Source organism: Streptomyces sp. NPDC001890 (assembly GCF_042891445.1).
In the GTDB taxonomy this organism is placed as follows: Bacteria; Actinomycetota; Actinomycetes; order Streptomycetales; family Streptomycetaceae; genus Streptomyces.
On the sequence record NZ_JBIATE010000035.1, the window covers coordinates 44,923 to 65,823 of the forward strand.

Annotated in this window: 20 protein-coding genes; 3 read left to right on the top strand and 17 right to left on the bottom strand. The window is 69.6% G+C overall.

Annotation, left to right across the window (positions count from 1 at the left end; translation table 11 throughout):
* Positions 1-52 precede the first annotated feature (52 nt).
* Complete coding sequence (locus ACFYY1_RS38815) at positions 53-724, top strand: hypothetical protein (RefSeq protein WP_388594279.1); 672 nt, start codon at positions 53-55, stop codon at positions 722-724.
* Here the strand turns inward: ACFYY1_RS38815 and ACFYY1_RS38820 are convergent.
* The 16 genes from ACFYY1_RS38820 to ACFYY1_RS38895 form a co-directional block, all read right to left on the bottom strand.
* Entirely contained in the window at positions 694-1,158 is a 465-nt protein-coding gene (locus ACFYY1_RS38820) for a hypothetical protein (protein ID WP_388594282.1), read from the bottom strand. The two genes, ACFYY1_RS38815 and ACFYY1_RS38820, sit on opposite strands and share 31 nt — an antisense overlap.
* Positions 1,159-1,546: 388 nt before the next feature.
* A complete protein-coding gene (locus ACFYY1_RS38825; RefSeq protein WP_388594284.1) occupies positions 1,547-2,383 on the bottom strand; it encodes an ABC transporter permease subunit in 837 nt (278 codons plus the stop codon).
* Positions 2,380-3,942, bottom strand: coding sequence for a hypothetical protein (locus ACFYY1_RS38830; protein WP_388594285.1), 1,563 nt, complete (start codon positions 3,940-3,942; stop codon positions 2,380-2,382). The genes ACFYY1_RS38825 and ACFYY1_RS38830 overlap by 4 nt, the downstream gene beginning before the upstream one ends.
* A complete protein-coding gene (locus tag ACFYY1_RS38835; protein WP_388594288.1) occupies positions 3,939-4,886 on the bottom strand; it encodes an ABC transporter ATP-binding protein in 948 nt (315 codons plus the stop codon). The genes ACFYY1_RS38830 and ACFYY1_RS38835 overlap by 4 nt, the downstream gene beginning before the upstream one ends.
* Before the next feature lie 202 nt (positions 4,887-5,088).
* Positions 5,089-5,949 (bottom strand): RNA repair domain-containing protein, encoded by an 861-nt coding sequence (locus ACFYY1_RS38840; RefSeq protein ID WP_388594289.1) that lies wholly within the window; start codon positions 5,947-5,949, stop codon positions 5,089-5,091.
* 438 nt (positions 5,950-6,387) lie between these two features.
* Positions 6,388-6,543, bottom strand: coding sequence for a hypothetical protein (locus tag ACFYY1_RS38845; RefSeq protein ID WP_388594292.1), 156 nt, complete (start codon positions 6,541-6,543; stop codon positions 6,388-6,390).
* Positions 6,544-6,831: 288 nt separating this feature from the next.
* Positions 6,832-7,797 (bottom strand): terpene synthase family protein, encoded by a 966-nt coding sequence (locus ACFYY1_RS38850; RefSeq protein ID WP_388594295.1) that lies wholly within the window; start codon positions 7,795-7,797, stop codon positions 6,832-6,834.
* Complete coding sequence (locus tag ACFYY1_RS38855) at positions 7,794-9,173, bottom strand: cytochrome P450 (protein WP_388594297.1); 1,380 nt, start codon at positions 9,171-9,173, stop codon at positions 7,794-7,796. Before ACFYY1_RS38855 ends, ACFYY1_RS38850 begins: the two co-directional genes overlap by 4 nt.
* The gene (locus tag ACFYY1_RS38860; RefSeq protein ID WP_388594300.1) at positions 9,170-10,792 is read right to left on the bottom strand and encodes a prenyltransferase/squalene oxidase repeat-containing protein; all 1,623 of its coding nucleotides are present in this window, start codon (positions 10,790-10,792) and stop codon (positions 9,170-9,172) included. Before ACFYY1_RS38860 ends, ACFYY1_RS38855 begins: the two co-directional genes overlap by 4 nt.
* A 48-nt stretch (positions 10,793-10,840) precedes the next feature.
* Entirely contained in the window at positions 10,841-11,920 is a 1,080-nt protein-coding gene (locus ACFYY1_RS38865) for a polyprenyl synthetase family protein (RefSeq protein ID WP_388594302.1), read from the bottom strand.
* Positions 11,921-12,084: 164 nt separating this feature from the next.
* Complete coding sequence (locus tag ACFYY1_RS38870; RefSeq protein WP_388594304.1) at positions 12,085-13,377, bottom strand: cytochrome P450; 1,293 nt, start codon at positions 13,375-13,377, stop codon at positions 12,085-12,087.
* Entirely contained in the window at positions 13,374-13,994 is a 621-nt protein-coding gene (locus ACFYY1_RS38875; protein WP_376625993.1) for an ATP/GTP-binding protein, read from the bottom strand. The genes ACFYY1_RS38870 and ACFYY1_RS38875 overlap by 4 nt, the downstream gene beginning before the upstream one ends.
* A complete protein-coding gene (locus tag ACFYY1_RS38880; RefSeq protein WP_266737707.1) occupies positions 13,966-14,349 on the bottom strand; it encodes a DUF742 domain-containing protein in 384 nt (127 codons plus the stop codon). Before ACFYY1_RS38880 ends, ACFYY1_RS38875 begins: the two co-directional genes overlap by 29 nt.
* A complete protein-coding gene (locus ACFYY1_RS38885) occupies positions 14,346-14,777 on the bottom strand; it encodes a roadblock/LC7 domain-containing protein (protein ID WP_388594307.1) in 432 nt (143 codons plus the stop codon). Before ACFYY1_RS38885 ends, ACFYY1_RS38880 begins: the two co-directional genes overlap by 4 nt.
* Before the next feature lie 2 nt (positions 14,778-14,779).
* Positions 14,780-16,180 (bottom strand): sensor histidine kinase, encoded by a 1,401-nt coding sequence (locus tag ACFYY1_RS38890; RefSeq protein WP_388594309.1) that lies wholly within the window; start codon positions 16,178-16,180, stop codon positions 14,780-14,782.
* A 1,239-nt stretch (positions 16,181-17,419) separates the two neighbouring features.
* Entirely contained in the window at positions 17,420-18,379 is a 960-nt protein-coding gene (locus ACFYY1_RS38895) for a DUF5996 family protein (protein ID WP_388594321.1), read from the bottom strand.
* 377 nt (positions 18,380-18,756) lie between these two features.
* On the opposite strand from ACFYY1_RS38895, the gene ACFYY1_RS38900 reads away from it, so the two are divergent.
* On the top strand, positions 18,757-18,954 hold the full coding sequence (locus ACFYY1_RS38900) for a hypothetical protein (protein ID WP_388594311.1): 198 nt from the start codon (positions 18,757-18,759) through the stop codon (positions 18,952-18,954).
* A 316-nt stretch (positions 18,955-19,270) separates the two neighbouring features.
* Here the strand turns inward: ACFYY1_RS38900 and ACFYY1_RS38905 are convergent, their stop codons facing one another.
* The gene (locus ACFYY1_RS38905) at positions 19,271-19,630 is read right to left on the bottom strand and encodes an ArsR/SmtB family transcription factor (RefSeq protein WP_388594313.1); all 360 of its coding nucleotides are present in this window, start codon (positions 19,628-19,630) and stop codon (positions 19,271-19,273) included.
* Positions 19,631-19,736: 106 nt separating this feature from the next.
* Between ACFYY1_RS38905 and ACFYY1_RS38910 the strand changes: the two genes are divergently transcribed.
* Entirely contained in the window at positions 19,737-20,804 is a 1,068-nt protein-coding gene (locus ACFYY1_RS38910) for a cation diffusion facilitator family transporter (protein ID WP_388594316.1), read from the top strand.
* The last annotated feature ends 97 nt before the right edge of the window (positions 20,805-20,901 follow it).

A 20,901-nucleotide genomic window follows, 5' to 3' on the forward strand; every position in this document is an offset into this window, starting at 1 on the left:
GCCACGGACCGCACCCAGGTGGGTGTCAGTGGCGTGCGCTTGGATGGGCGCCATGACCGTTCACGATGTTGTCGAGGCGCTTCCTGACATCCCGACGCTGCGGGACCGGTGTCGGTCGATGGCCATGCTGGAGGCCGTGCTGAACCCGGACGGCGAGCGCTACTACTCATTCAGCCGGGCTTGGTCCGAGACGGAGGAGATCGCCTCCATGCGCAACGGCTCGGGGGACGAGTTCGACGTCGTCTTCTCTCCGGCGGGTGCGTATGCCCGAGGCTTCGACCACGAGTCGGCGATGAGCCCGTATGTCGACGACGAGCCCTGGCCGGGCGTCGTGGACTCGGTCCCCGAGGTGTTCCGCAGATACGTCGAAGAGCCTGCCTTCACCGACGACGGAATGCCCCGGGTGACGGCCTGCATGTGGCGCGAGGCGGGAAGCGGGCACTGGCAGGCGGGCGAGATCGACTTCCCCGAGGACAGCGCCGACCCTGACGGCTCGGGCTGGCTGTTCCAGTTGCTGGTCGACCCATCGCCGGAGGCAATCCAGAAGTTCGCCGAGGACTACTACGAGATCCCGGTCGACATCGACGCGGTACGCCACGTGTATGCCCTCCGCCCACTGACTCAGGATGTGGTCACGGCTTTGAACGACAAGGCATCCCTGGCGGGTGTCGCCGACGCAGCCGCCGCGATCGGCTACGCCATCGCGGCCGGCCCGGTTTCCTGACCCGAGCCTGCCGGACAGGCGTCGCGGGCGCGGAGTACACCTGCAGCATCCAGCGGCACTGAAGCGGGAGGGAGCTGGTGAGCCGCAGGGTCAGGCCCTCTCGGCCGAGTGAGCCCGCCCGGCGTGCCTCGGTCCAGGACCTGGCACAGGTCGCGGGCGCACTTCGGCCCAGGAGCCTCGGCGAAGGCGTTGAGGATCTGCTGGTAGGCCGGGTGGTTCGGCAGGACGGGAGGCTTCTCGGTCGGATCCGGGGTCGCCGGAGGAAGGGCGAGGAGGGTCTTACGGGTCACCGCCGGGTTGCCGATTTCCTCGTCGAGTTCACGCAGACGCGCGGTGAGCTCGTCCATCTGCGCGCGGATCTGCTCCGCATCGCCGAAGCGTTCGCGTTCGCGTGCGTCAATCCGCTCCAAGAGCGGCGTGACCTGAGCGTCCACGGGGTCACCTGCGCCGGGTGGGCGTCGTCCGGCCGGTGAGCCGGCGCGCTTTTGCGTCGATCACGGCCCAGGGCACCCGGGACTCGATCGACCTGGACGCAGTGCCGGAGGCGCTGGTACGCCAGCACCTCGCGAAGTACGTCGAATCCTCTTGGCCACCCACGGCGTCCATGGTGCCCGGCCCCCGCACCGTGCCCGAGGCGGAAGCCGCCCGGTCGGCGGCGGACGGTGGGCGGCGGACGGTGGGCGGCGGACGGTGGCCCGGGGCGGCATCCTGAGGACCCGGCCGCCCGGCGTCGCTCCCGGTCGGCGGATCGTTGACCGGGTGAGGCACCGGGCGGGCGGGGAGGTACCCGAAGCCACCGTGCTCGCGGACGGCCCGATCCGGCTACGCGTCGCGCCTGTGCAGCAGCAGGCTGCCGACCAACAGCGCGGCCGCGGCCCACGTGGCGAGCACGCCCAGGCCGGCCCATGGACCGATGGGCAACTCGTGCAGACGGACGGTGGCTTGGACCGCGAGTCCGGCGGTCATGGGCGAGATCTGCTGGAGGTGGCGCTGCCACTCCGGGTCGCTGACCACCCGGGTGACCATCGGGAAGAGGTAGAGCAGCCCGAGCACGATCCCGATGGCGCTCGCCGCGTCCCGTACCGCCGTCGCCACGCCGAGGCCGATCAGGGCGATCAGGACGAGGTAGAGGACCGAGCCCACGGCCGCCCGCAAGGTCGGGCCGTCGGCCAGGGAGAGCGGGGCATAGCCGTGCGCCTCAGTGAATCCGTTGCCGGGCAGGATGTGGCGGCCGGCGAGGAGGGAGGCCAGGACGGCAGCCGTCCCGGAGGCGACGACGACCGTGGTGACAACCGTCGCCTTGGCGGCAAGGACCGTGATCCGGTTCGGCACTGCCATGAGCGTGGTGCGGATCATCCCGGTGCCGTACTCGCCGCTGACGGCCAGCACCGCGAGGACAGCGATGACCGCCTGCCCGACAGTGACGCCGGTCAGGGCAAGCTTGACGGCGTCCTGGCCGCACCCCACGTCCGGGCACTTCACGGCCCTGGCCGTGCCGCAGCCGACGGCCACGGTCAGGGCGACGGCAAGCAGGAGCAGCCTGCCTGTTTCCCCTGCGGTGCGCAGCTTTGTCCACTCCGCGTGCAGGGCCCGGCCGAACTCCCCTCGCCACGCGCCGTCGGCCGTGCTCGTGAGTCGTGCACCGCTCAGGAGACTCATACGTCCCTCCCGCGCAGCCGCACCACGGCCAGGCCGAAGGCGAGCGTGGCGTATCCGCACAGCACGGCGAGGCCGGCCCAGGGCGCCAGCGGGTAGTAGCCGGTCGACGGCTCGTACACGCTGAGCACCTGCGCGTACCGCGGCAGGGTCTGCTGGATGGCGAAGCCCGCAGCCGGGGTCACCCGCAGCAGCCACTCCGAGACGCCCGGGGGCAGTACGCCGGAGGTGGCGAGCAGGAAGGGCAGCACGATCGACGCGATGACCAGGGCGACCGCCGTGCCGCTGCGCCGCAGCAGGGCACCGATGCCGAGAGCGAGCACTGCGGCGGCGGCGCAGAGCAGGCCGGTGCCGACCATGACGCGCACTTCGGTCGCCGGCGTGACGGGGAAGACATGGAAGCCCCTGCCGCGCGCGCTGCGTTCCCCGATGGGAATGGTGATCGCGGCGGCGACCACGCCGATGGCGGACGCGACGCCCCCGGCCACCAGCGCCTTGGCACCAAGCACCCGGCCCCGAAGGGGAGTTGCCGCCATGGTGGTACGCAGCAGACCGCGCCGGTACTCGCCGGTGATGAACACCGTGCCCACGGCGATCACCACGATCAGCCCGGCGAAGGTGCCGACGAGGAAGTTCTCGACGGAGAAGCCGACGCCCATGACGGGCCCGCCGACGACCGGGGCGATGTCACCGGCCCCGGTCACGGCGAACCCGCCGTCGTCGGTCTGGGTGAAGCCGCCCTCGGTGGTGTTCGAGTAGCTGCCGGAGGTGCCCGCGTCGCCTCCCACCTGTGTGCCGCTCCACGGGCTCCGGGACCAGCCGCCGGTGAGGCCGGGACGGCCGAAGGTGCCGGTGGCCACGGCGGGGCTGAAGCCCGTGCCCGCCGGGGTGTCCTGCTTCGCCTCCGGTGACGTCGCGAAGAGCCCGGCCTGCACGGTGCGCCCGAGCCCCGGCAGCTTCGCATGGCCGACCTCGGTCCAGTCGGAGCCGTCGGTGGAGGTGAACCCGGTGAGACTGTCACCGGAGCGGACCAGGCGCAGCCAGCGCGGGGACTTCGGGGTGACCTTGCCGGAAGGGCCCGCCGTGTCGTGCGTGTAGTCGTACTGCATGCGGACGCCGTGGCCGCCGGTGGCCGTGACCGCCGCGTACGGGGATCCCTGGGTGAGGCTTTCCTTCACGATGATCCCGGCCTTCGCCCAGGGCTGGGCGCCCTGGGCCTTCTGGCCGGTCCCGGTGTCGGCCGTACCGGTCAGCGACCGCAGGGGAACGGTGAGGGTGCCGTCGCCGGTGAGCGCCTTGTGGACGAAGTAGAAGCTGTCGTTGACGGCCTCGCCGCCGGGGCCCTTCGGGTACGAGGCGGAGTCGGCGCCCCGACCGTCGGGGGCGGGGGCGGCCGTGCCGAGCAGGCCGACCACGATCGTCGCCAGGAGCGCCCCCGCCATGGCGAGGACCCAGCCGCGTACCGTACGGAACTTCGTCCACTCGGCGTGCAGCGTCCTGAGGAAGCCGCCCCGCTCGGCGCGCCTCGTGGTCGGGGGGCGAGGGGTGAGGGTGGCGGTCATCGCGTGGCCTCCCCCGCCGGGATGCCCCGGTACTCCACCGCGTCCCGGGTGAGCTCCATGTACGCCTCTTCGAGCGTCGCCCGGTGCCTGGACACCTGGGAGAACGGCACCGCGTTCCTGGCGAGCAGGGCCACGATCTCCTCGTCGGGCAGGCCCGTGACGCCGAGGGTGCCGGGGCCGGTCGTGAGAACGGTGGCGCCCGCGCCCTGCAGGACCTGGGCGGCGCGCGGAGTCTCGGAGGTACGCAGGGTGACCCGGCCGCCGGACGCCTCGGCGAGCAGCTCGGAGACGCCGGTGTCCGCGACGACCCGGCCGCGGCCGATCACCACGAGATGGTCCGCGGTGTCTTCGAGTTCGCTCATCAGGTGACTGGAAACCAGGACGGCGCGGCCCTGCCCGGCCAGCGACGACAGGAAGCCGCGCATCCACACGATGCCGTCGGGGTCGAGGCCGTTGAACGGCTCGTCCAGCATGACGACCGGCGGGTCACCGAGCAGTGCCGCCGCGATCCCCAGGCGTTGGCGCATGCCCAGCGAGAAGCCGCCGGCCTTGCGCCGGGCCGCCGTGCCCAGGCCGGCCTGCTCGATGACCTCGTCCACCCGCCGGGCCGGCACGCCCTGTGAGTGGGCCAGCCACAGCAGGTGGTTACGGGCAGTGCGGCTCGGCTGCAGCGCGGAGGCGTCGAGGAGTGCCCCCAGATGCCGAAGCGGACGCCGCAGGGTGCGGTACGGCACCCCGCCGACCAGGGCCTTTCCCTCCTCAACCGAGTCCAGGCCCAGGATGACGCGCATGGTGGTGGATTTGCCCGCGCCGTTCGGGCCGACGAATCCGGTCACCCGTCCGGGCCGCACGGTGAACGTCATCCCGTCCAGAGCCGGCTGTGACCCGAAGCGTTTACGCAAACCGATGACCTCGATCGCCGCCTTCGTACTCTCATCACTCATGACCCCACCCTGTGACGAAGCGAGTTACAGGGGCCGAACGGCTAATGTCATCTCGCTGTTACTGAGGTTTTCAGGATGGAGTCGGGTCAGACCGGTGGCGGTGAGGCAGCCGTCGATCAGGCCGCCCACCTACCTTCCAGCCCGCTGCACTCCCCACACCCAAGCCGCTGACCAGCGCCGATGAAGAAGTCCGGCTGGAGTACTAGCCGGGTGGTAGCGGAGGGTTGCCCGGAAGGGCCGGATTCTCCGGTTGACGTACGTCGCCGCTGCCGAGCAGGACGCGGGCCCGGACCCGCATCGGCTCGTCGCCGCGCCGGGAGAGCAGGACCAGCTCGTCGACCAGGGCCGTCATGGGGCCGAGGAGGGACTCCGCCTTGCGGGCGAGAAAGTGCGGGTCCGGGGTACGCCCGAGGGACAGGTGCGGGGTGTAGCCGTGCGAGTGCGATCCGCAGAGCGGGAAGCGGAGCTCCAGGGACTCCCGCAGCCGTGCCCAGGGCTCGTGGTCGGCGGCGGCCGGGTCGAGCCAGACGGTGGCGTCCTCGCGGTGTCCGAACCAGTGGACGCCCGCCAGGCGGGCGGTGAACGGCGGCGTCTCGGCGAGCGCTGCGGCGACCAGCGGCAGGGCCCGGGCGAACTCGGCCTCGGGGACGAAACCGAAGAGCACGTTGACGTGCGGCGGCCAGCGGCGGATCTGCCGGTCGTGTGCGCGGCGAATGTGCTGGATCGGCGGCCACAACTTCGCCGGCGGCAGCCAGGCGACGGCGGTGCGGTTCGTCGACGGGACGGCGAGGACGTCGCCGGGTGCCGGAGCCGGCACCGGACCGACCTGCCCGACGAGGGTCTCGTCGAGTCGGTCGATGCCGCAGGCGCGGTCCCAGACGACCTGGCCGTCCGCCTCGAAGAACACCACCCGGTGCCAGGGGATCTCCCCGCCCGGTACGAAGTCGCCGAGCAGGACCCGCTTCGGCGGGGCCCCGCGCTCGGCGATCCCCATCACGAACCGCTCGGGGTCGAAACGCGGTTCCCAGAGCACCCGGTGGTAGATCTCGTCGCTGGTGTGCACGTCAGCACCTGCCCTCAACCATCAGGGTGACGCGCGCCCGGTCGGCCCTGCAATTCAGCGCCCGGCCCGCCCGCCTCGCTGTGGTCACAGCAGGAGAGCGAAAGACAGCGGCGGTTTTCGCCCCGGACTCCCACCTCGGACATCAGGGGACAAGTGACCCGCCGGTAGCTTTCAGGGTTTCGCGACCACCGGGTACAGGGCCCGGCGTACGACCTCGTCGGGCTTGTCGACGGCGGCCGTCGCCAGCTTGAAGAGGATGCCCTCCTTGCCGCGGACCTTCTTCGACTCGGCCGTCAGCTGCTAATCCACCCGCCGCCCGGCGCGAGCGTCGGTCTTGTGGACCGGAGCGACCAACAGGTCGACCAGAGCGTCGGTGATCTCCGCCTGCCGGGACGAGCCAGCGCCGCGAGCAGGGTGATCCGTACGTCCTCCCCCGTGTCACGAAAGGGGGAACCGGCCTTCCAGCTCGAAGAACTTCAGCAACAGGCTGAAGCCGAGCCCGGTCGCCCCGCTCTTGTTCGCCACCAGGTCCCAGTCACCGTCTACCGGCGTCCAGTTCGCCAACAGCTCCTCCGGCGAACGCTCTTGCCGCACGCCCGCCCCTTTGGCCTCGATGACTTGATGACTCGATCAGACCGACGACGACGCCCAAGACAGGGAAACGGGGCCCGTCCGGCTACCCGCGACCTGCTTTGCGGCTGGTGTCCGAGCCAGGGCTCCGGAGCCGGCACAGCACAGCGGCAGCCGGGTCACGATGAACCGCGCGACCGCCGTGCTCGCCGGCCGGGACAGCCAGTTCTCGCGAAGTCCCGGCCGGACCGACCGGCGCTCAATACGGTGCCCGGACCATGGCAAAACGAAGTGTGACGCGCGGCAGCGCGGCTAACACCGGTAGCGGGCGTGCCCTATGTGCCACACGTAGGAGGCTGCGACGGCTTCCATGGCGTGAGCGTGATCCGTGAGTGCGTTCTTGCCGGTGGCGGCGAGTTCGGTGAGTCGATGGCGTGCGGTGGAGGCTTGGTCCTCACACATGCGGGAGGCCAGGCGGAACGCCCCTTCGAGGTCGCACTCGCGGTGTCGGATCAGCAGTGTCGGCAGGCTCAGAGGAGTCTGGCCACCGCGATCGGTCTCCTTCGTGTACGAGGCAAGGTCGTTGATCCACCCGGCAAGGTGGGCAACGGCCTTTTCCAGCTCCTGCACTGCTGCCGAGGCTCGCTGATCCTCGGTGAGTTCGTAGCCGAGCACGGCTTCCGCGGTCGTCATGACGGTTCGGACGAAGACCGTGTGGGGGCGCATCGCGTAATAGTCGCTCAGGGTGACCTGGTCGGGTCTGTCGAGGTGATGGGCCTCCCAGAGGATGCCGAAGAGGTTGTCCCGCAGGTGCGCGGTGAGCCGTAGATACTGCGTGGGCGTGGCCCGTTCCCGGAACCGGTGCAGGAGTTCCCGCAGGGCGGCGGTGCAGGCGTCGTCATCGGCCGTCGGCTCGTCGTGACCGGCCAGCAGGTGGACACAGTGACTGATGCGGCGGACCAGACGCGCGGTGTCACGGCCTCCTTCGGCCTCGCCGTGTACGTCGTCGAACGCGGTGAGCCACAGAAAGAGATCGGCGCAGAGGAACACGCCGTCCCGGTCCGTCGTGGGCAGGACACGAGCTACGCCCTGGGCCGTGATGTTGCAGAGGGCCTTCGCTTCCCCGGGTGAACCGATCAGGGGGAAGGTCCGGAGCCAGTGGGTGGTGTGCTCCTCGATGGCGTCGGCATACGGGCTGGTGGCGAAGGGGCCGGGGAAGGAGCCTCGGAGGTCGGGCATCGGCAGGGTACGCGCGTCCGAGCCGCGGGGGTGGCTCATGCGGCTGGCTCCGCTACGGCCCGCTGCCTGGTTTCGGCGACCATACGGGGGTCCGACGGGTGCACGGTGAGCAGCCCGACCGGCTCCACGGTGGCGCCGGGAAGGGGCCGCAGCCGCCAGCGGGACGCGATGAACGCCGTGATGACGATCCCCTCCGTCCAGGCGAACGCGTCGCCGATGCACATGCGTTTCCCTGACCCGAAAGGGATGAAGGCTCCTCTCGGCGGCTGGGGGCGCTCCGGCAGCCAGCGGTCGGGATCGAAGCGCAGCGGGTCGGGGTACAGGGCCGGGTCCCGGTGCAGTGCGTAGGGGCTCCACAGCACCTGCTCCCCCGCCGGCAGTGTGACCTGCCCGAGGCGCACGGGCTTGGTGGCCTGCCGGGTCACCAGCCAGCCGGCGTGGTGCAGGCGCAGGGTCTCGCTGACCAGTCTGCGGGTGAAGGCGAGTCGGGGGACGTGCTCGGCGGTGATCGGGCCCTCTCCGACCACGGAGTCGACCTCTTCGTGCAGCCTGCGCTCCAGTTCGGGGTCGCGGCCCAGCTCGTGGAACAGCCAGGCCAGCATGACTCCCGTCGTCTCGGAGCCCGCGGCCAGCAGTCCGATGATCTCCGACAGGATCTCGTTGTCGGGCAGTGGCGCACCGGTTTCGTCCCGGGCCTCCAGGAGCAGTGTCACGAGGTCGTCGTGGGCGTCGGGGGCCGCCCGGCGCTCTGCGATGATGTCCGCCACTTCGCTGCGCAGCAGGTTGCGGGCGGCCTTGAGCCGACTGTTGCTGCGGGTGGGCAGCCGTTCCAGCGAGGACACGGGCACCATGGTGCGCCAGATGGCGGCTGTGAAGACCGTGTCGACGGCGTCGAGGATCGCGCGCGCCCGCTCTTGCTCCGCGCGGAAGGAGCACAGCACCGACATGGCCACGTCCTGGGCCATGAGCCCCATCTCGGTCTTCAGGTCGAGCACTTCGCTCTCACGCCAGCCCGTGATGGAGGGTTCCACCGTTTCCCGCATCGTGTCGACGTACCCGCTGATCCGTTCGCGGTGGAAGGCGGGCTGGAGCAGCCGGCGCCGGCGCAAGTGGGGCTCGCCCTCCGCGACCGGCAGGGCCGACTGACCGAAAAGCTTGAGCTTCTCGCCCAGCAACCCCTTGGAGAAGGAGCCGGACTTGCTGGTGAGCATCTCGTGGATCAGCTCATGGGAGTTGACCACGGTCACCTTCTTGAGGCCGACCGACATACGGACGATCGGCCCGTATGTGCGCAGGCGTTCGACGAACTCCAGGCGGTCCTTGAGCAGGGGCACAACGTGTCCGACCAGCGGCAGCCGCCCCGGAGCGGTCGGCGGAAGGTCCATGTCGGCAGTCACATCTATGTCAGGAGTCACGCGTCCGTCCTTTCCACATCTGTTTCTGTACATGCGGCCGCAACTCCTTCTGTACCTGCGGCTGCGCGACGTGCCCGCAGCAATTCCCGCGCGGCGAGCACCTCCGCTTCGATCACCTCGGTGGGCGCGTACAAGGTCTTGTCGTGCCACAGGGCGGGGTGCTGGTGACTGGGGTGCGAGGCGGTGTGCAGATACGTTTCAGCTAGGTCCAGTGCCCGGGTGTGCTGCGGCTGCGGTGTCGATGTGGCGGCGCTCAGCAGGATTTTGACGGCGTACGCGGTTTCTTCGACGGTGCTGCCCCATATGCCCCAGGAGCCGTCGGCGCGCTGGGTGTCAGTGGTCCACGCGGCGGCGCTCCGGACGGCCTCGGACGCGTGGTGGCCGCCGTACTGTGCGAGCGCGGTGACGCTTCGCGCGGTGGCGTAGTAGGGGGAGGCATGCCACTTGTCGGTCCAGTGTCCTTCGCGTTGCTGCTGGCCGATCAGCCAGTCGCAGAGCTTCGCCGCCCGGGGGCCGTATGTGTGCTCCGCCGCCGGGCGGCGCCGCACGTGGCTCACGAGGGCTTGGAGGGCGTGGGCGTTCGCGGTGACCGATCCGGTGTCCTCGCCGATGTAGCAGTCGTAGTGGCTGCCGTTGTGGAACAGGTCCAGCGGTGCCGGGTCGTGCGGCAGGCCGACGAGCGAGGCGACCAGCACCGCCATGGCGGTGTCGTCGGCATCGGTCATGAGGCCGGGCGCACCGCGCACGCCTCGCGGATCGTAGATCTCCTCGGCCCACCCCCGGACCGTGGGAAGAGCGGCAGCGGGCAGGTTGGCGCGCGCCAGCGCGGCGGAGACCCATAGTCGTTCGACCACGCGGAGGGGCGCGGCCTCGGGGAAGAGACCGTCGTAGCGCCGGGCCACCGCGGTGAGTTCGTCGACGGCCTGAGCGGTAGCGGCGGGTGACCGCGCTGCCCGTGCCGCGGTGGCGGCGGGTGAACTGCCCAGCAGACCGTCGACGTCAGGGACGAGAGACGGCGGTATGTAGCTGTCCATGCCTTCGAACGTGTGGTGGAACTTGACGGGCAGGCTGCCCGCCGACTCGTACCGCCTGGCCACGGAAGCGGGTGCCGATGCGTGGAAGCCGCCCGGGACCGGCAGTCGGGGGCCACCGGGACCGGGTATGTCAACGCCGGTGATCAGGGAGTCCAGCTTCTCGTTGATCTTGGCCACCAGGCTGGGTACGAGTATTTCCGCGGCAGCCGTGTCCGGCCACGGGCCCGCTGACGGCAGTGATCGCAGTGCGTCCAGACCTCTGTTCACCGCGGCCGTGAGCCGACCGGTGACCTCTGCGGACGCGGTGCCCCTTCGCAGGACGGCCAGTGCTGCCTCCACCCCGCTGAGTGTCGGCAGCAGCCGGTAGGGCAGCGGTCCCTCCCCCCAGCTTCCGTCGGGCGCCTGCTGTTCCAGCAGGTACGTGATCCGGCGTGGTTCCTCGGGCAGCCACGGCGCCGCCGAGAGGACGCGGGCCGTCTCGTACAGGGAGGGACGGACGCTTCCCCAGCTGTCCTGGTCCACCCTGACTACCAGGCTGGTGGCTCGTTCGGCGTAGGACGTGCCGATGGGCGTGCTGATGCTCATGGGGCGACTTCCTCTTCGGGGTTCTGACTGACTGAGTGCGGCGACGCCTTATGTCTGCCTGGCCGTCGCGTCCAGGGCGAGCCGGCGCAGGGAGGCCGTGGCACCTTCTGGGAAGGGGGCGTCGTCCAGGGCGGCGAGGGCGGCGGCCCGTCGTGTGGCGATCATTTCCTCCACGGTCTGCCGGGCGCCGGTGGAGTTCAGGATCGTGCGGACCGCGGCTGCGTGTTCCTCGTTGAGGTCGCTCCGCCCGACGAGCTCGCGCAGTGTCTTCAGTTCGGCCGTGGAGGCTCGCTGGACCGCGAGCGCCATCAGGACGGTGGCCTTGCCCTCGCGCAGGTCGTCCAGCACTGGTTTGCCTGTTCTGGCAGGGTCGCCGAAGACCCCGAGCAGGTCGTCCCGCAGCTGAAACGCTTCTCCTAGTGGGATTCCGAACCCGGTGCAGGCATCGAGAACGCACTGGGTCGCTCCGGCCGCTGCCGCCCCTATGTGCAGGGGCCGTTCTATGGTGTATTTAGCCGTCTTGTATCGAATAACGTGCAGTGCGGTATCCACATCACCGGTGAGGCGACCGGTGGTCTGGAGGTCCAGGAGCTGGCCGTACATGACCTCGCTCCGCATTTCGGCCACCAGGGGCAGCACCTGCGCCAGTCGCCCCGGGCTGAGGTCCGCCGTTCTCAGGAGTTCATCGGACCACACCAGGGCCAGGTCGCCGAGGAGGACGGCCGCGCCCAGACCGTGCGCCTCGGCCCGGCTGCCCGGACCGCCGCTGTCGGTGTACGCGGTGGCCAGTGCACGGTGGGCGGACGGCCGGCCGCGGCGGATGTCGCTGTCGTCCATCACGTCGTCGTGCACCAGGGCGAACACCTGGAAGAGTTCGAGGCTGGCGGCAGCGCGAATGGCGGCAGTCATGTCGCCTGTCGCTCCGGCGGCCTGCCATCCGTACAGGCACAGCAGGGAACGCAGTCGTTTTCCGCCGGTCAGGAGTCCGCGCAGGGTGGTGGTCAGGTAGAGCAGCTCGATTCCCGGCGCAGCGCGTTCCTTGGTCTCAAGGAATCCGGTCAGAGCCGCGCCCACCTTCTGTCGTAGGGAAGCGAGGTCGGGCAGTCCTGTGGGAAGGGTTTGTGTCACCGGCGATTGATCCTCTTTCGCTCGGGAACCGTCGTCACGGTTCCGTTCTTGCAGAGGACGGGTCAACGGACCCGCGTCTCCTCCCTGGCGTCGTAGCGGTGGTGCCGGCCGGCTCCCGGACGGCACCACCGTTACGTGACGATCGACGGCAGGTGATACGGCTTCTACGCCTCGGTGCCGCCTGCTGTCGAAGAGATTGGAATGTCCCGCTCGGGGCGGGAAGGGCTCCGGCTCCAGGGGGTGGCCCCGTTGGCGTCGGGGGTCAGGGGGGTGAATCGGGCCGGGAGCGCGGTGAGCGTCCGGTGAACAGCCCCGGGGCGGTAGGTCAGTCTGTCTGCGGGAACGTCCAGTTCGATGTCCGGCAGGTAGGTCAGGAGCCTCTCGATGGCGGCGGTGGCGATCAGTGTGGCGACGTCACGGGCAGGACATGTATGGGGTCCTGCGGCGAAGGCCAGGTGGGCCTTGTTCCCGGAGCGGTAGCCGTCCGACGGGATGCCCGAGTGGGGGCAGGTGTTGGCGGCGGCGTACGAGACCATGACGGGCGAACCCGCAGCAATGCGGGCGCCGTGGAAGGTCACGTCCTTCCTGGGGAAGTGGACGCTGTAGTTGGCCAGCGGGGCGTCGTGCCACAGCGCGTCATCGATGGCGTGCTGGATGGGCAGGCTCCCGGTGGTCAGGGTGCCGAAGTAGCGGTCGTCGCTGAGCAGGCGGACGAGCGTGTTGGCGATGAGGTTGCACAGTGGCTCGTTCCCGGCCCCGAGGGTGATGAGGATCTGGTTGACGGCCTCTTCCTGGCTCAGCCCGTTGGGGTGATCGATGAACCAGGAGGTCAGATCATGGCCGCGCTGTGCCGCCTTGGTCCCGTAGAGGTTTTCGAGGTAGGCGCCGAAAGCCTGCCCGCCCAGTGCCTGTCTCTCCGGATCGCTGTCCATCATCGCCCCGAGCGCCCACACGAGCCGCGGGCCGTCCTCGTCCGGCATGCCGAACAGAGCGTTGAAGACCATCAGGGGCAGTTGCTGCGCGTACTGGGGAACGAGGTCGACAGTCCCGGTATCGGCGAATTCCCGGAGCAGCGTGTCGGCGAAGCGGAATGTCAGGGCGCGCACGTCATGGGGATCCAGGAGACTGAAGCTGTCCGTGATCACACGTCGCAGGTGTGCGTGTGCCTCGCCGTCGGCGAAGAACAGACTCGGCCGCCACTCCACCAGGGGCCGGATCGGGCTGTCCTCCGGCACCTGCGGCAGCCAGCCCCGGGTGTCCTTGGTCCATGTATCGGTGTCCTGGAGGAGGTCGAGGGCGGCTCGGTAGTCGGTGACCAGGTTGACCACGACACCGGGGGCCACCTCGGCTACGCCGACCGGTCCCTGCTTGCGCAGCAGTTCATAGCTGCGCTGCGGGTTCGCGGCGTGTTCGGCCCCGTGCAGGGACACGGGGGCTTCGGCTGGTGTGAGCGTCACGAGGCTTTGACTCCGGCAACGGATATGGAATGGGCGGTCAGTTGGGCGAGCGCGTGCAGGCCGCTGTTCTTCTCTCGTGCGTCACAGGTGACCAGTGGTGTCTCCGGGGCGAGGTCGAGCTTCGAGCGGATGAGCTCCAAGTCGTACTTGGGTGAGTCGGGGAAGACATTGACAGCGACGGCGTACGGCAAACCGCGCTCCTCGATGAGTTCCATCACTTCCCAGGAGTCCTTGAGGCGCCGGGTGTCGACCAGGACGAGGGCGCCGAGCGCTCCGAAGGCGATGCCTTCCCACAGCGGAAGGAAGCGGCGCTGCCCCGGAGTTCCGTACAGGTACAGAACGATCTTGTCGCCCGGCAGCGTCAGGCGGCCGAAGTCGATGGCGACCGTGGTGGTGGTCTTGTCACGCAGGACGTCGTGGCTGAGGTCGTCGGTGGCGACCGCCGCGTTCGTCATGACTTCGTCGGTGTGCAGTGTCGGGATCTGCGACAGCGACTTGACCACGGTTGTCTTGCCGATACCGAGCGGGCCGGCAACGAGGATCTTGATCCTTCGGTGTTCTCCCTCGGGCAGGTAGACAGGAGGCGAGCTAGGCGGCAAGGAGAGCGTGGAGTCCACTCAGAACCTCTTCCAGGACTTCTTTCGACGGTCGGCCATCGTTCGACGCGCGCAGGGCGTCCGGAATCGGGACGGTGGCCTTTAACTGACCGTCACTGACGAGTTGTTCGGCGAGCACCAGGGTCACGCTGACCGGGAGGCCGAGATAGCCGGCCAGTTCGACGACGCTGAGCGACCCGTCGGTGAGGAGCTCGATCACGCGCTGGTGCACCGCTGTGTGGTACCTCGCGAGGGGCAGACCACTGGCGCGCAGAGCGGCCAGCGAATCGAGGGTGCCCGAGAGGCCGGCGCCGGGGTTGGTCCCGGTGGCCAGGTAGGCCGGCAGCAGCCGTCGCTGTTCCTGGCCGCGGCTCATGACGCCCCGTCGCTGGTACGAGCGGGAACGGACATTATCTGTTCCCCGAGTTTCATCGCCTGGCGGGCCATGGTGGCCGCGACCACGCCCATGGGCATGTCCTCGTCGCCCGCTGCCGCGATCAGCGTGTTGGTTCCTTCTCCGACCGGCATGACCATGTAGATACCCCGGTCGTTGTGCGAGGTGACGGTCTTGAGCGGAGTGCTTCGAGGGACTCCCAGAACGGCGTTGGTCGCGGCGCGGGAGGCGGAGTGCAGCGCGGCAGTCATCGCACCGATGCCGTCTGCCTCGTCCTTGGTGAGATTCTCGGAGATGGCCTGGACCATCCCGTCGAGAGTCATCGTCAGGGCGTGCCGGACACCACGGATCTCGGTGATGGGCTTCAGGACCCAGGCGGACGGGCCGGTCTCTTCGTGGGTTTCAGGCATGGTCACAGTGTTGACTCCGAATCGGTGACGGACCGGTCGCCGGTGAGGCCGCTTTGGAAATCGCTCCACATGGCACCGGTGTCTTCCGGGTTCAAGGGGCGGGGCGCAGCGGCGGTCTCGTCATTGGTGGCTGTCGCTGAGAAACGGCGGCGGCGCTGCGGCAGCGCGGACGCACCGGTCGGCGCGGGCGGGTGTGCGGGCGAGTCGGCAGCGGCCGGCCGCTTGTGGGCCTGTGGCGCCACGGCAGGTTGGGGAGCCATGACCGACGGAGGTGTGGCGTTTTCGTCGATCGAGGTCAACAAGTTGTCGGGAACGGACACCACAGCGCGCACCCCGCCATAGGGAGAGGAAGTGTCGATGGAGACATGGAGGCCGTAGTCGGCGACGAGACGGCCGATGGCGGCGAAGCCCATGGACGGCGGATCGCCGAGTTCGAGGAGCAGCACCTCCTGCTGTTCACCCGATATCAGACTTCGGCCGCGGGCGAGCGCTTCTGCAGTCATGCCCTTGCCGGCGTCGTCGATCGTGATGCACACACTTCCGTTGCCGGTCTGGATCAAACCGACGTCCACCATGAGGTCGTCACGGGAGTGCTCCAGCGCGTTCGCCATCAGCTCGGCGCAGACCACAGCGACCGGCTCGGCAGCGCGCCCGACCACTCCGATGTTGGAAAGGCCCAGCCGGGAAACGATGTTGATGCGGTCGAAGCCGCGCAGACGCGAGGAGGCGCCACTGACGACCTCGCTCACGTAGGTGTCCTTACGGACGTGACCCGGCCAGCCGCCGCACACGATGGCGGACCTCTGCGTGAGGCGCAGGTTCTGCTCATTGATGTGGTCGGATTCGAGCAGACTCTGCGTCAGACGGGGCGGCGCACTGAACTCGTGCTGCAGACCCACGATATTCGTCTGCAGCCGGTAGGAGAGGGCCTGGGACTCCTGAGTCGCACCACGCAGAGCGGCCCGGGCAGCGGCGTCGATGCGGCGCCTTTCCTTGAGGACGATGCCGGAAACCGCTTCGGGCAGGGCGTCCAGGAGCTGGGCGGCCTCGGATCCCGCGAGGTTCTTGTGCAGGAGTCCGGGGACGGGGTGATGAGAGCTGATCAGGTGCAGCGCGAGAGCGGGGAGCCGATCGGAGACGAGGTGACGCACTTCGTCGAGAATCTCCGCCTCGCGGGTGGTGAGTTCCTGCGTGCGCGACTCTGCGGCCTGCCTTTTCTGCACCTCGGTCCGGGTACGGCCCTCGGCAGCCTGCACGCGGGAATCGGCGGCCTGCGCCTCCGCGGACAACTCTCTGCCCTGTCGTATGTGCTTGCGGCGCGAGCGTGCCAGGAGCAGCGCCCAGACTGCTAGGAGGAGAGACAAGACGCCAAAGGCAATGGCGATTTTTGAGGACAAGGTCACGGAGGGTGGTCCTAGGGGTAGATCGAGCCTTCGAAGAACAGCGCAGCGGTTCACTCCCCCGCAGAGGGTGTGCGCGGTCTCCGGAGAACTGGCGGACAGGAAGGGCAATGCGGCAAGTCAGTGGTGCGTGGGCCGTTCGTGCGATGGAAGAGCGCCGGCCGTGTACGAGCGGCTGCCAGGCCACGTCACGGCCCGGTGAATCGCCCGATTCGGCCAATGCCCCGACGCCGCGATCCCCACATGCGTCGACGGTCGCCCGGCAGGCCCTCGCGCGGCTCCAACCCCCCGAAACGATCGTGGGGCGGAGCTTGCTGAACGGCGAATGAACAGGTTCATCAGAGCTCCGTCGAGGACCGCGAACGTCAGCTGCATCACGTGCTTCCCGCCATCGCGCGCAGTCGATTCGCGGCTTGCCACTTCCTAAAACGCGGTCAGCTTACTGGAGTTGATCTGTTCACGCGGTCTTGGTGGGCCCGCACGGTCACGAACCGGACGATCTTCGCCTGCTGGGTTCTCGCTGATCGCCCACGGCGTTGCCCATGGCAATCGCCTGCAGCTCGCCGAGCACACCCTCTGGTGGCCTCGGCGCGAAGCGCCGGCGGAGGTCAGGTGCCCGACGAGGAGGGTGAGCGGCGCGGCTGCAGGACGAGGCCGTACGCGAACGTCTCGGCCGGGCGCCGGTCCCGCCCGGGGAGTGGCCTCTGCGGGCGGCCTTGTTCCGCGGCGGCCGCATCGCCGTCGTCGCCGAACCGGGCCTTCTGCCCCTCCTGTTCAGTCAGCCTGCGAACCCTGATCAGCCTTGCCGTCGCGCCTGCTCGTATCGATCGGACGTGTCGTCACATCCAGGCCCAGCAAGCCCAGTTGGCACCACCCGGTGGTCGTTTACGGTCACGGCACCAGCAGTGGGCCGCCCTCGCGATTGATCTCGATTTCGTCGGCAAGGGCGAGTGCAAGGCATCCGATTCTGCCGTGGACCTTGAATGACGGCGTCGCCTGGCAGAGGGCGTTCGCCGACCCACCGGTGCCGGTGTCGGCCTGCTCTCCACGACCACGTCGGGCCGCAGCCAGGTAGGAGAACCGGTCCGGGTCGATCGGCGACCCGGACCGTCGCGGTGTACAACACCGGCAAGTGCAGGGCCGGGCGACGGGTCTGCTCAGGGGCAAGCCGGTGCGCAGCGACATCTGACCGGGTGGTAGCCAGGTGGCCATGTCGAATGGGGTTCGGTGTTGCTGTGGGCCTCAGCCGGAAGCCGGGTGGGGTCCGTGGGATCGCAGTTTCGGATCCGTCACCCCGCCCGGGCATGCGAGCGGGTCGATCGGCCATCCGGCGCGCTGGGCACCGGCCCGGTACGCGCTCTCGTAGAAGGAGAGTACGGCGCCACGCGGGTCGTCCTCGGCACGGACTTCGTCGTACGGCAGTACTGCCAGGTGGCTGTCGTTCCGGGCGGCCCAGTGCGCCGCCGCGGGCTCCAGCGGCTCGTCGGCCAGGTGCGGCGGCTCCGGAGCGGTGTAGGAGTAGAACGCGGGGGCGGGGAAGGTGTCGTCCCCGAACCAGAAGCCGAAGCTGATCACTTCCCGGGAGTACGCCTCCCGGGTGACGGGGTCCAGCTGCTGAGGCTGCTCGATGTGACGCTCGGAGAACCGGGTGTGCGCGATGTCGAAGGTGTGCCAGAAGTGGTGCACCGGGCTCACCTTTCCCGAATACCCCGCGGCGAATTCCTCCAGCACCGACGCCACCTGGCTGAGGACCCGCCAGTAGCGGTTGGCGTGCGCGGGCTCGTATGTCGCATGCTCGGTGTCCTCGGCGAACGGCCGGCCGGAGTCGGGCAGGTCGAAGGGCCTGGGCACGTCCAGCCGCACCTGGATGCCCAACGCTGCCAGTGACTCCATGACCGCGTCGTGGAACGAAGCAACGGACTGGCCGGCGAGCGGAAAGGAGATCTCCCGGCCGTCCAGCGTCGAGACGACCAGCCGATGCGCGACGAAGTCGAAGTCCATCGTGAAGATCGGGTTGCCGTCGACCTGCCCCATCGGGCGCGTCGTGATACCTCGCCCCGAAAGGTGGAACGGAACATTCCACCAGTGGTTGCGCCGTGCGCTGGCAGCGAGACGGATCTTCCCGACGATCTGCGCGAAGCGGTGGAGCGTCTCCTTGGTGTCCCGCCACTCGGCGAGCGGGATCGGCAGGAACAGTTCCATGGTCATCACCCTTCCCTCTGGCCTTGCCGAACGGACCAGCACCGCCCGGTGGTCCTGGCGCGCCCCTTCCCGTTGCCGGGGTCGCTCGTCGCCCTCCCCGGCGTTCCCCGGATCGGGCTGCCTCGGCTTCACCGGACCGTTGCGACGGCCTGACGGACGAGTGCGTACGTCCCAAGGCATCGATCGAAGCCATGGCGGGGCTCGCACCGTCCTTCCAGCAGGAGAACAGTACGGTGACCACGGGCAACTCACTGGCCATGACACGGCGGCCCTGGAACGTCATACGTGGCCGATGGTGACAAGGACATCGTCGGCCGGGGTTGCCGCCCCGTCGGCCGGCCGTGCCCGGGAGGGCTGAGTGAGGTTGATCCCCGGGAGTGGACATCGGGGCAGCCAGGAAGCTGTGGGAAGACGATCCGCGAAGCTGCCCGGAGCCCTGGCGGGTACGGGCCGACTGGCTGTGCGGCGAACACCCACCCGCCCACCGGCGCACCGTCCTGGAGGAGTTCGCCTCCGGCATCATCCGGGACCACGGCCAGGACCACGAAGGCGGCAGGCCTCACCTCCGCCGGTGAGGAGACCCCGCACCTGGCGGCCAACCACCCCGACGGCGGCGCGGATGTCTGGATCGGCCTCCCCGCCGACGCGAGCTGCGACCACGCGCGCGTCCGCCCCGCCGGCCGGCGTGAGCGTGGCCCCTGGTGCTGCGGCGCTCGTGGGGGTTGCCGCGCGGCGTGAGGGGGGTGCTGTCCGAAGGGGCCGGCTGCGATGTCGGTCATGTGTCTTGAGAAACAGCCGGACAGGCGCCGGAGCAGCATCTGTGCTCTGCTCCGACGAGGATGCCTGATGCTCTGTGTGGTCGGTGGGTCGGTCATCGGGACGGCCGTGCAGTCAGTCGTGCGCGGGGCGGTTGGTGAGCTGGTGGTCGGCCAGGTTCAGTGCTTCGTCCACGACGCGGCGCAGGTGTCCGTCGGCCAGGGTGTAGATGACGCGGCGGCCTTCCTTGCGGGTGCGGACCAGGCCGCTCAGTCGCAGGCGGGCCAGATGCTGGCTGACGGCGGGGCGCTGGGCGCCGCATGCCTCGGTGAGTGTGGTGACGTCCGCTTCCTGCTGGGCGAGGGCGTGCAGCAGGGTGAGTCGGGTGCGGTCGGCGAGGAGGGCGAGGATCTCGGCGGCGAGGGAAAACTGCTCCTCGCCGGGGTTGTGCGGGTGCGCATCTTGCGCAGTTGATAGGTGCGTGCGTGCGCTCATACGCACATAATGGAGGTGCGCTGCTCTCGTGTCCAGCCGGGGGCGGCTTCGCCCTGCCCGCGCCCGCGCACTCGCACTCGCACTCGCACTCGCACGAGGAGGAAACGTGAGCCACGACCACGGCCCCGGCCACCCCGACGGGCACCACCCTCACGACCACACCCCCGGTCAGGGAAGCGGGCGGCTCGCCCGTCTGCGGCATCGGGCCGGGCATCTTCTGGTGCCGCACTCCCACGAGTCGGCCGACAAACTGGACGCGGCACTGGAGGCGTCGGCACGCGGGATGCGCGCGCTGTGGGTCTCCCTCGCCGTTCTCGGCGTCACCGCCGTCGCGCAGGCGGTGATCGTCGTGATCTCCGGTTCGGTCGCGCTGCTGGGCGACACCGTGCACAACGCCGCCGACGCGCTGACCGCCGTACCGCTGGGCATCGCCTTCCTTCTGGGCCGCCGCGCCGCGACCCGCCGCTTCACCTACGGGTACGGCCGTGCCGAGGACCTGGCGGGCATCGTCATCGTGGCCACCATCGCCGCCTCCGCCGTCTTCGCCGCCTGGACCGCCATCGACCGGCTGGTCGACCCGCGCGAGATGCAGCACCTGTGGGTGGTCGCGGCCGCGGCCGTGACCGGGTTCATCGGGAACGAGTGGGTGGCCCGTTACCGCATCAGGGTCGGCCGCCAGATCGGGTCGGCCGCGCTGGTCGCCGACGGCCTGCACGCCCGCACCGACGGATACACCTCGCTGGCCGTCCTCCTCAGCGCCGGCGGCGCCGCGCTGGGCTGGCGGCTCGCCGACCCCGTGGTCGGGCTGCTGATCACCGCGGCGATCCTGCTGGTCCTGCGCGACGCGGCCCGGGAGGTCTTCCGCCGCGTGATGGACGCCGTCGATCCCGCCCTCGTCGACGCCGCCGAGACCGCCCTGCGCCAGGTACCCGGCGTGCGGGAGGTCGGCGGGCTGCGGCTGCGCTGGATCGGCCACCGCCTGCGCGCAGAGGCGGACATCGTCATCGACGGCCATCTCAGCGTCCGGGCCGGGCACCGCATCGCGGTCGAGGCCGAGCACGCACTCCTGCACGCCGTCCCGAAACTGGTGGCCGCCGTCATCCATACCGACGTCGAGCCCGACACGGGCGAGCGCGACCCGCACCACCTGCTGGCCCACCACACTGCCGCCTGACGCCAACGGCCAGTCCGCCCTTTTCGAGCCGCAAGGAGAGCATGTGACCATCCCCTCCCCCGTCTTCACGCAGTACACCTCTGCCGGCCAGGTCGCC

Bases quoted from the DNA above. Each gene is read 5' to 3' on its own strand.
- ACFYY1_RS38860 (WP_388594300.1), bottom strand. From the start codon at position 10,792: ATGAGCATCAGCACGCCCATCGGCACGTCCTACGCCGAACGAGCCACC.
- ACFYY1_RS38830 (WP_388594285.1), bottom strand. From the start codon at position 3,942: ATGACCGCCACCCTCACCCCTCGCCCCCCGACCACGAGGCGCGCCGAG.
- ACFYY1_RS38885 (WP_388594307.1), bottom strand. From the start codon at position 14,777: ATGCCTGAAACCCACGAAGAGACCGGCCCGTCCGCCTGGGTCCTGAAG.
- ACFYY1_RS38895 (WP_388594321.1), bottom strand. From the start codon at position 18,379: ATGGAACTGTTCCTGCCGATCCCGCTCGCCGAGTGGCGGGACACCAAG.
- ACFYY1_RS38835 (WP_388594288.1), bottom strand. From the start codon at position 4,886: ATGAGTGATGAGAGTACGAAGGCGGCGATCGAGGTCATCGGTTTGCGT.
- ACFYY1_RS38850 (WP_388594295.1), bottom strand. From the start codon at position 7,797: ATGAGCCACCCCCGCGGCTCGGACGCGCGTACCCTGCCGATGCCCGAC.
- ACFYY1_RS38905 (WP_388594313.1), bottom strand. From the start codon at position 19,630: ATGAGCGCACGCACGCACCTATCAACTGCGCAAGATGCGCACCCGCAC.
- ACFYY1_RS38815 (WP_388594279.1), top strand. From the start codon at position 53: ATGACCGTTCACGATGTTGTCGAGGCGCTTCCTGACATCCCGACGCTG.
- ACFYY1_RS38825 (WP_388594284.1), bottom strand. From the start codon at position 2,383: ATGAGTCTCCTGAGCGGTGCACGACTCACGAGCACGGCCGACGGCGCG.
- ACFYY1_RS38880 (WP_266737707.1), bottom strand. From the start codon at position 14,349: ATGAGCCGCGGCCAGGAACAGCGACGGCTGCTGCCGGCCTACCTGGCC.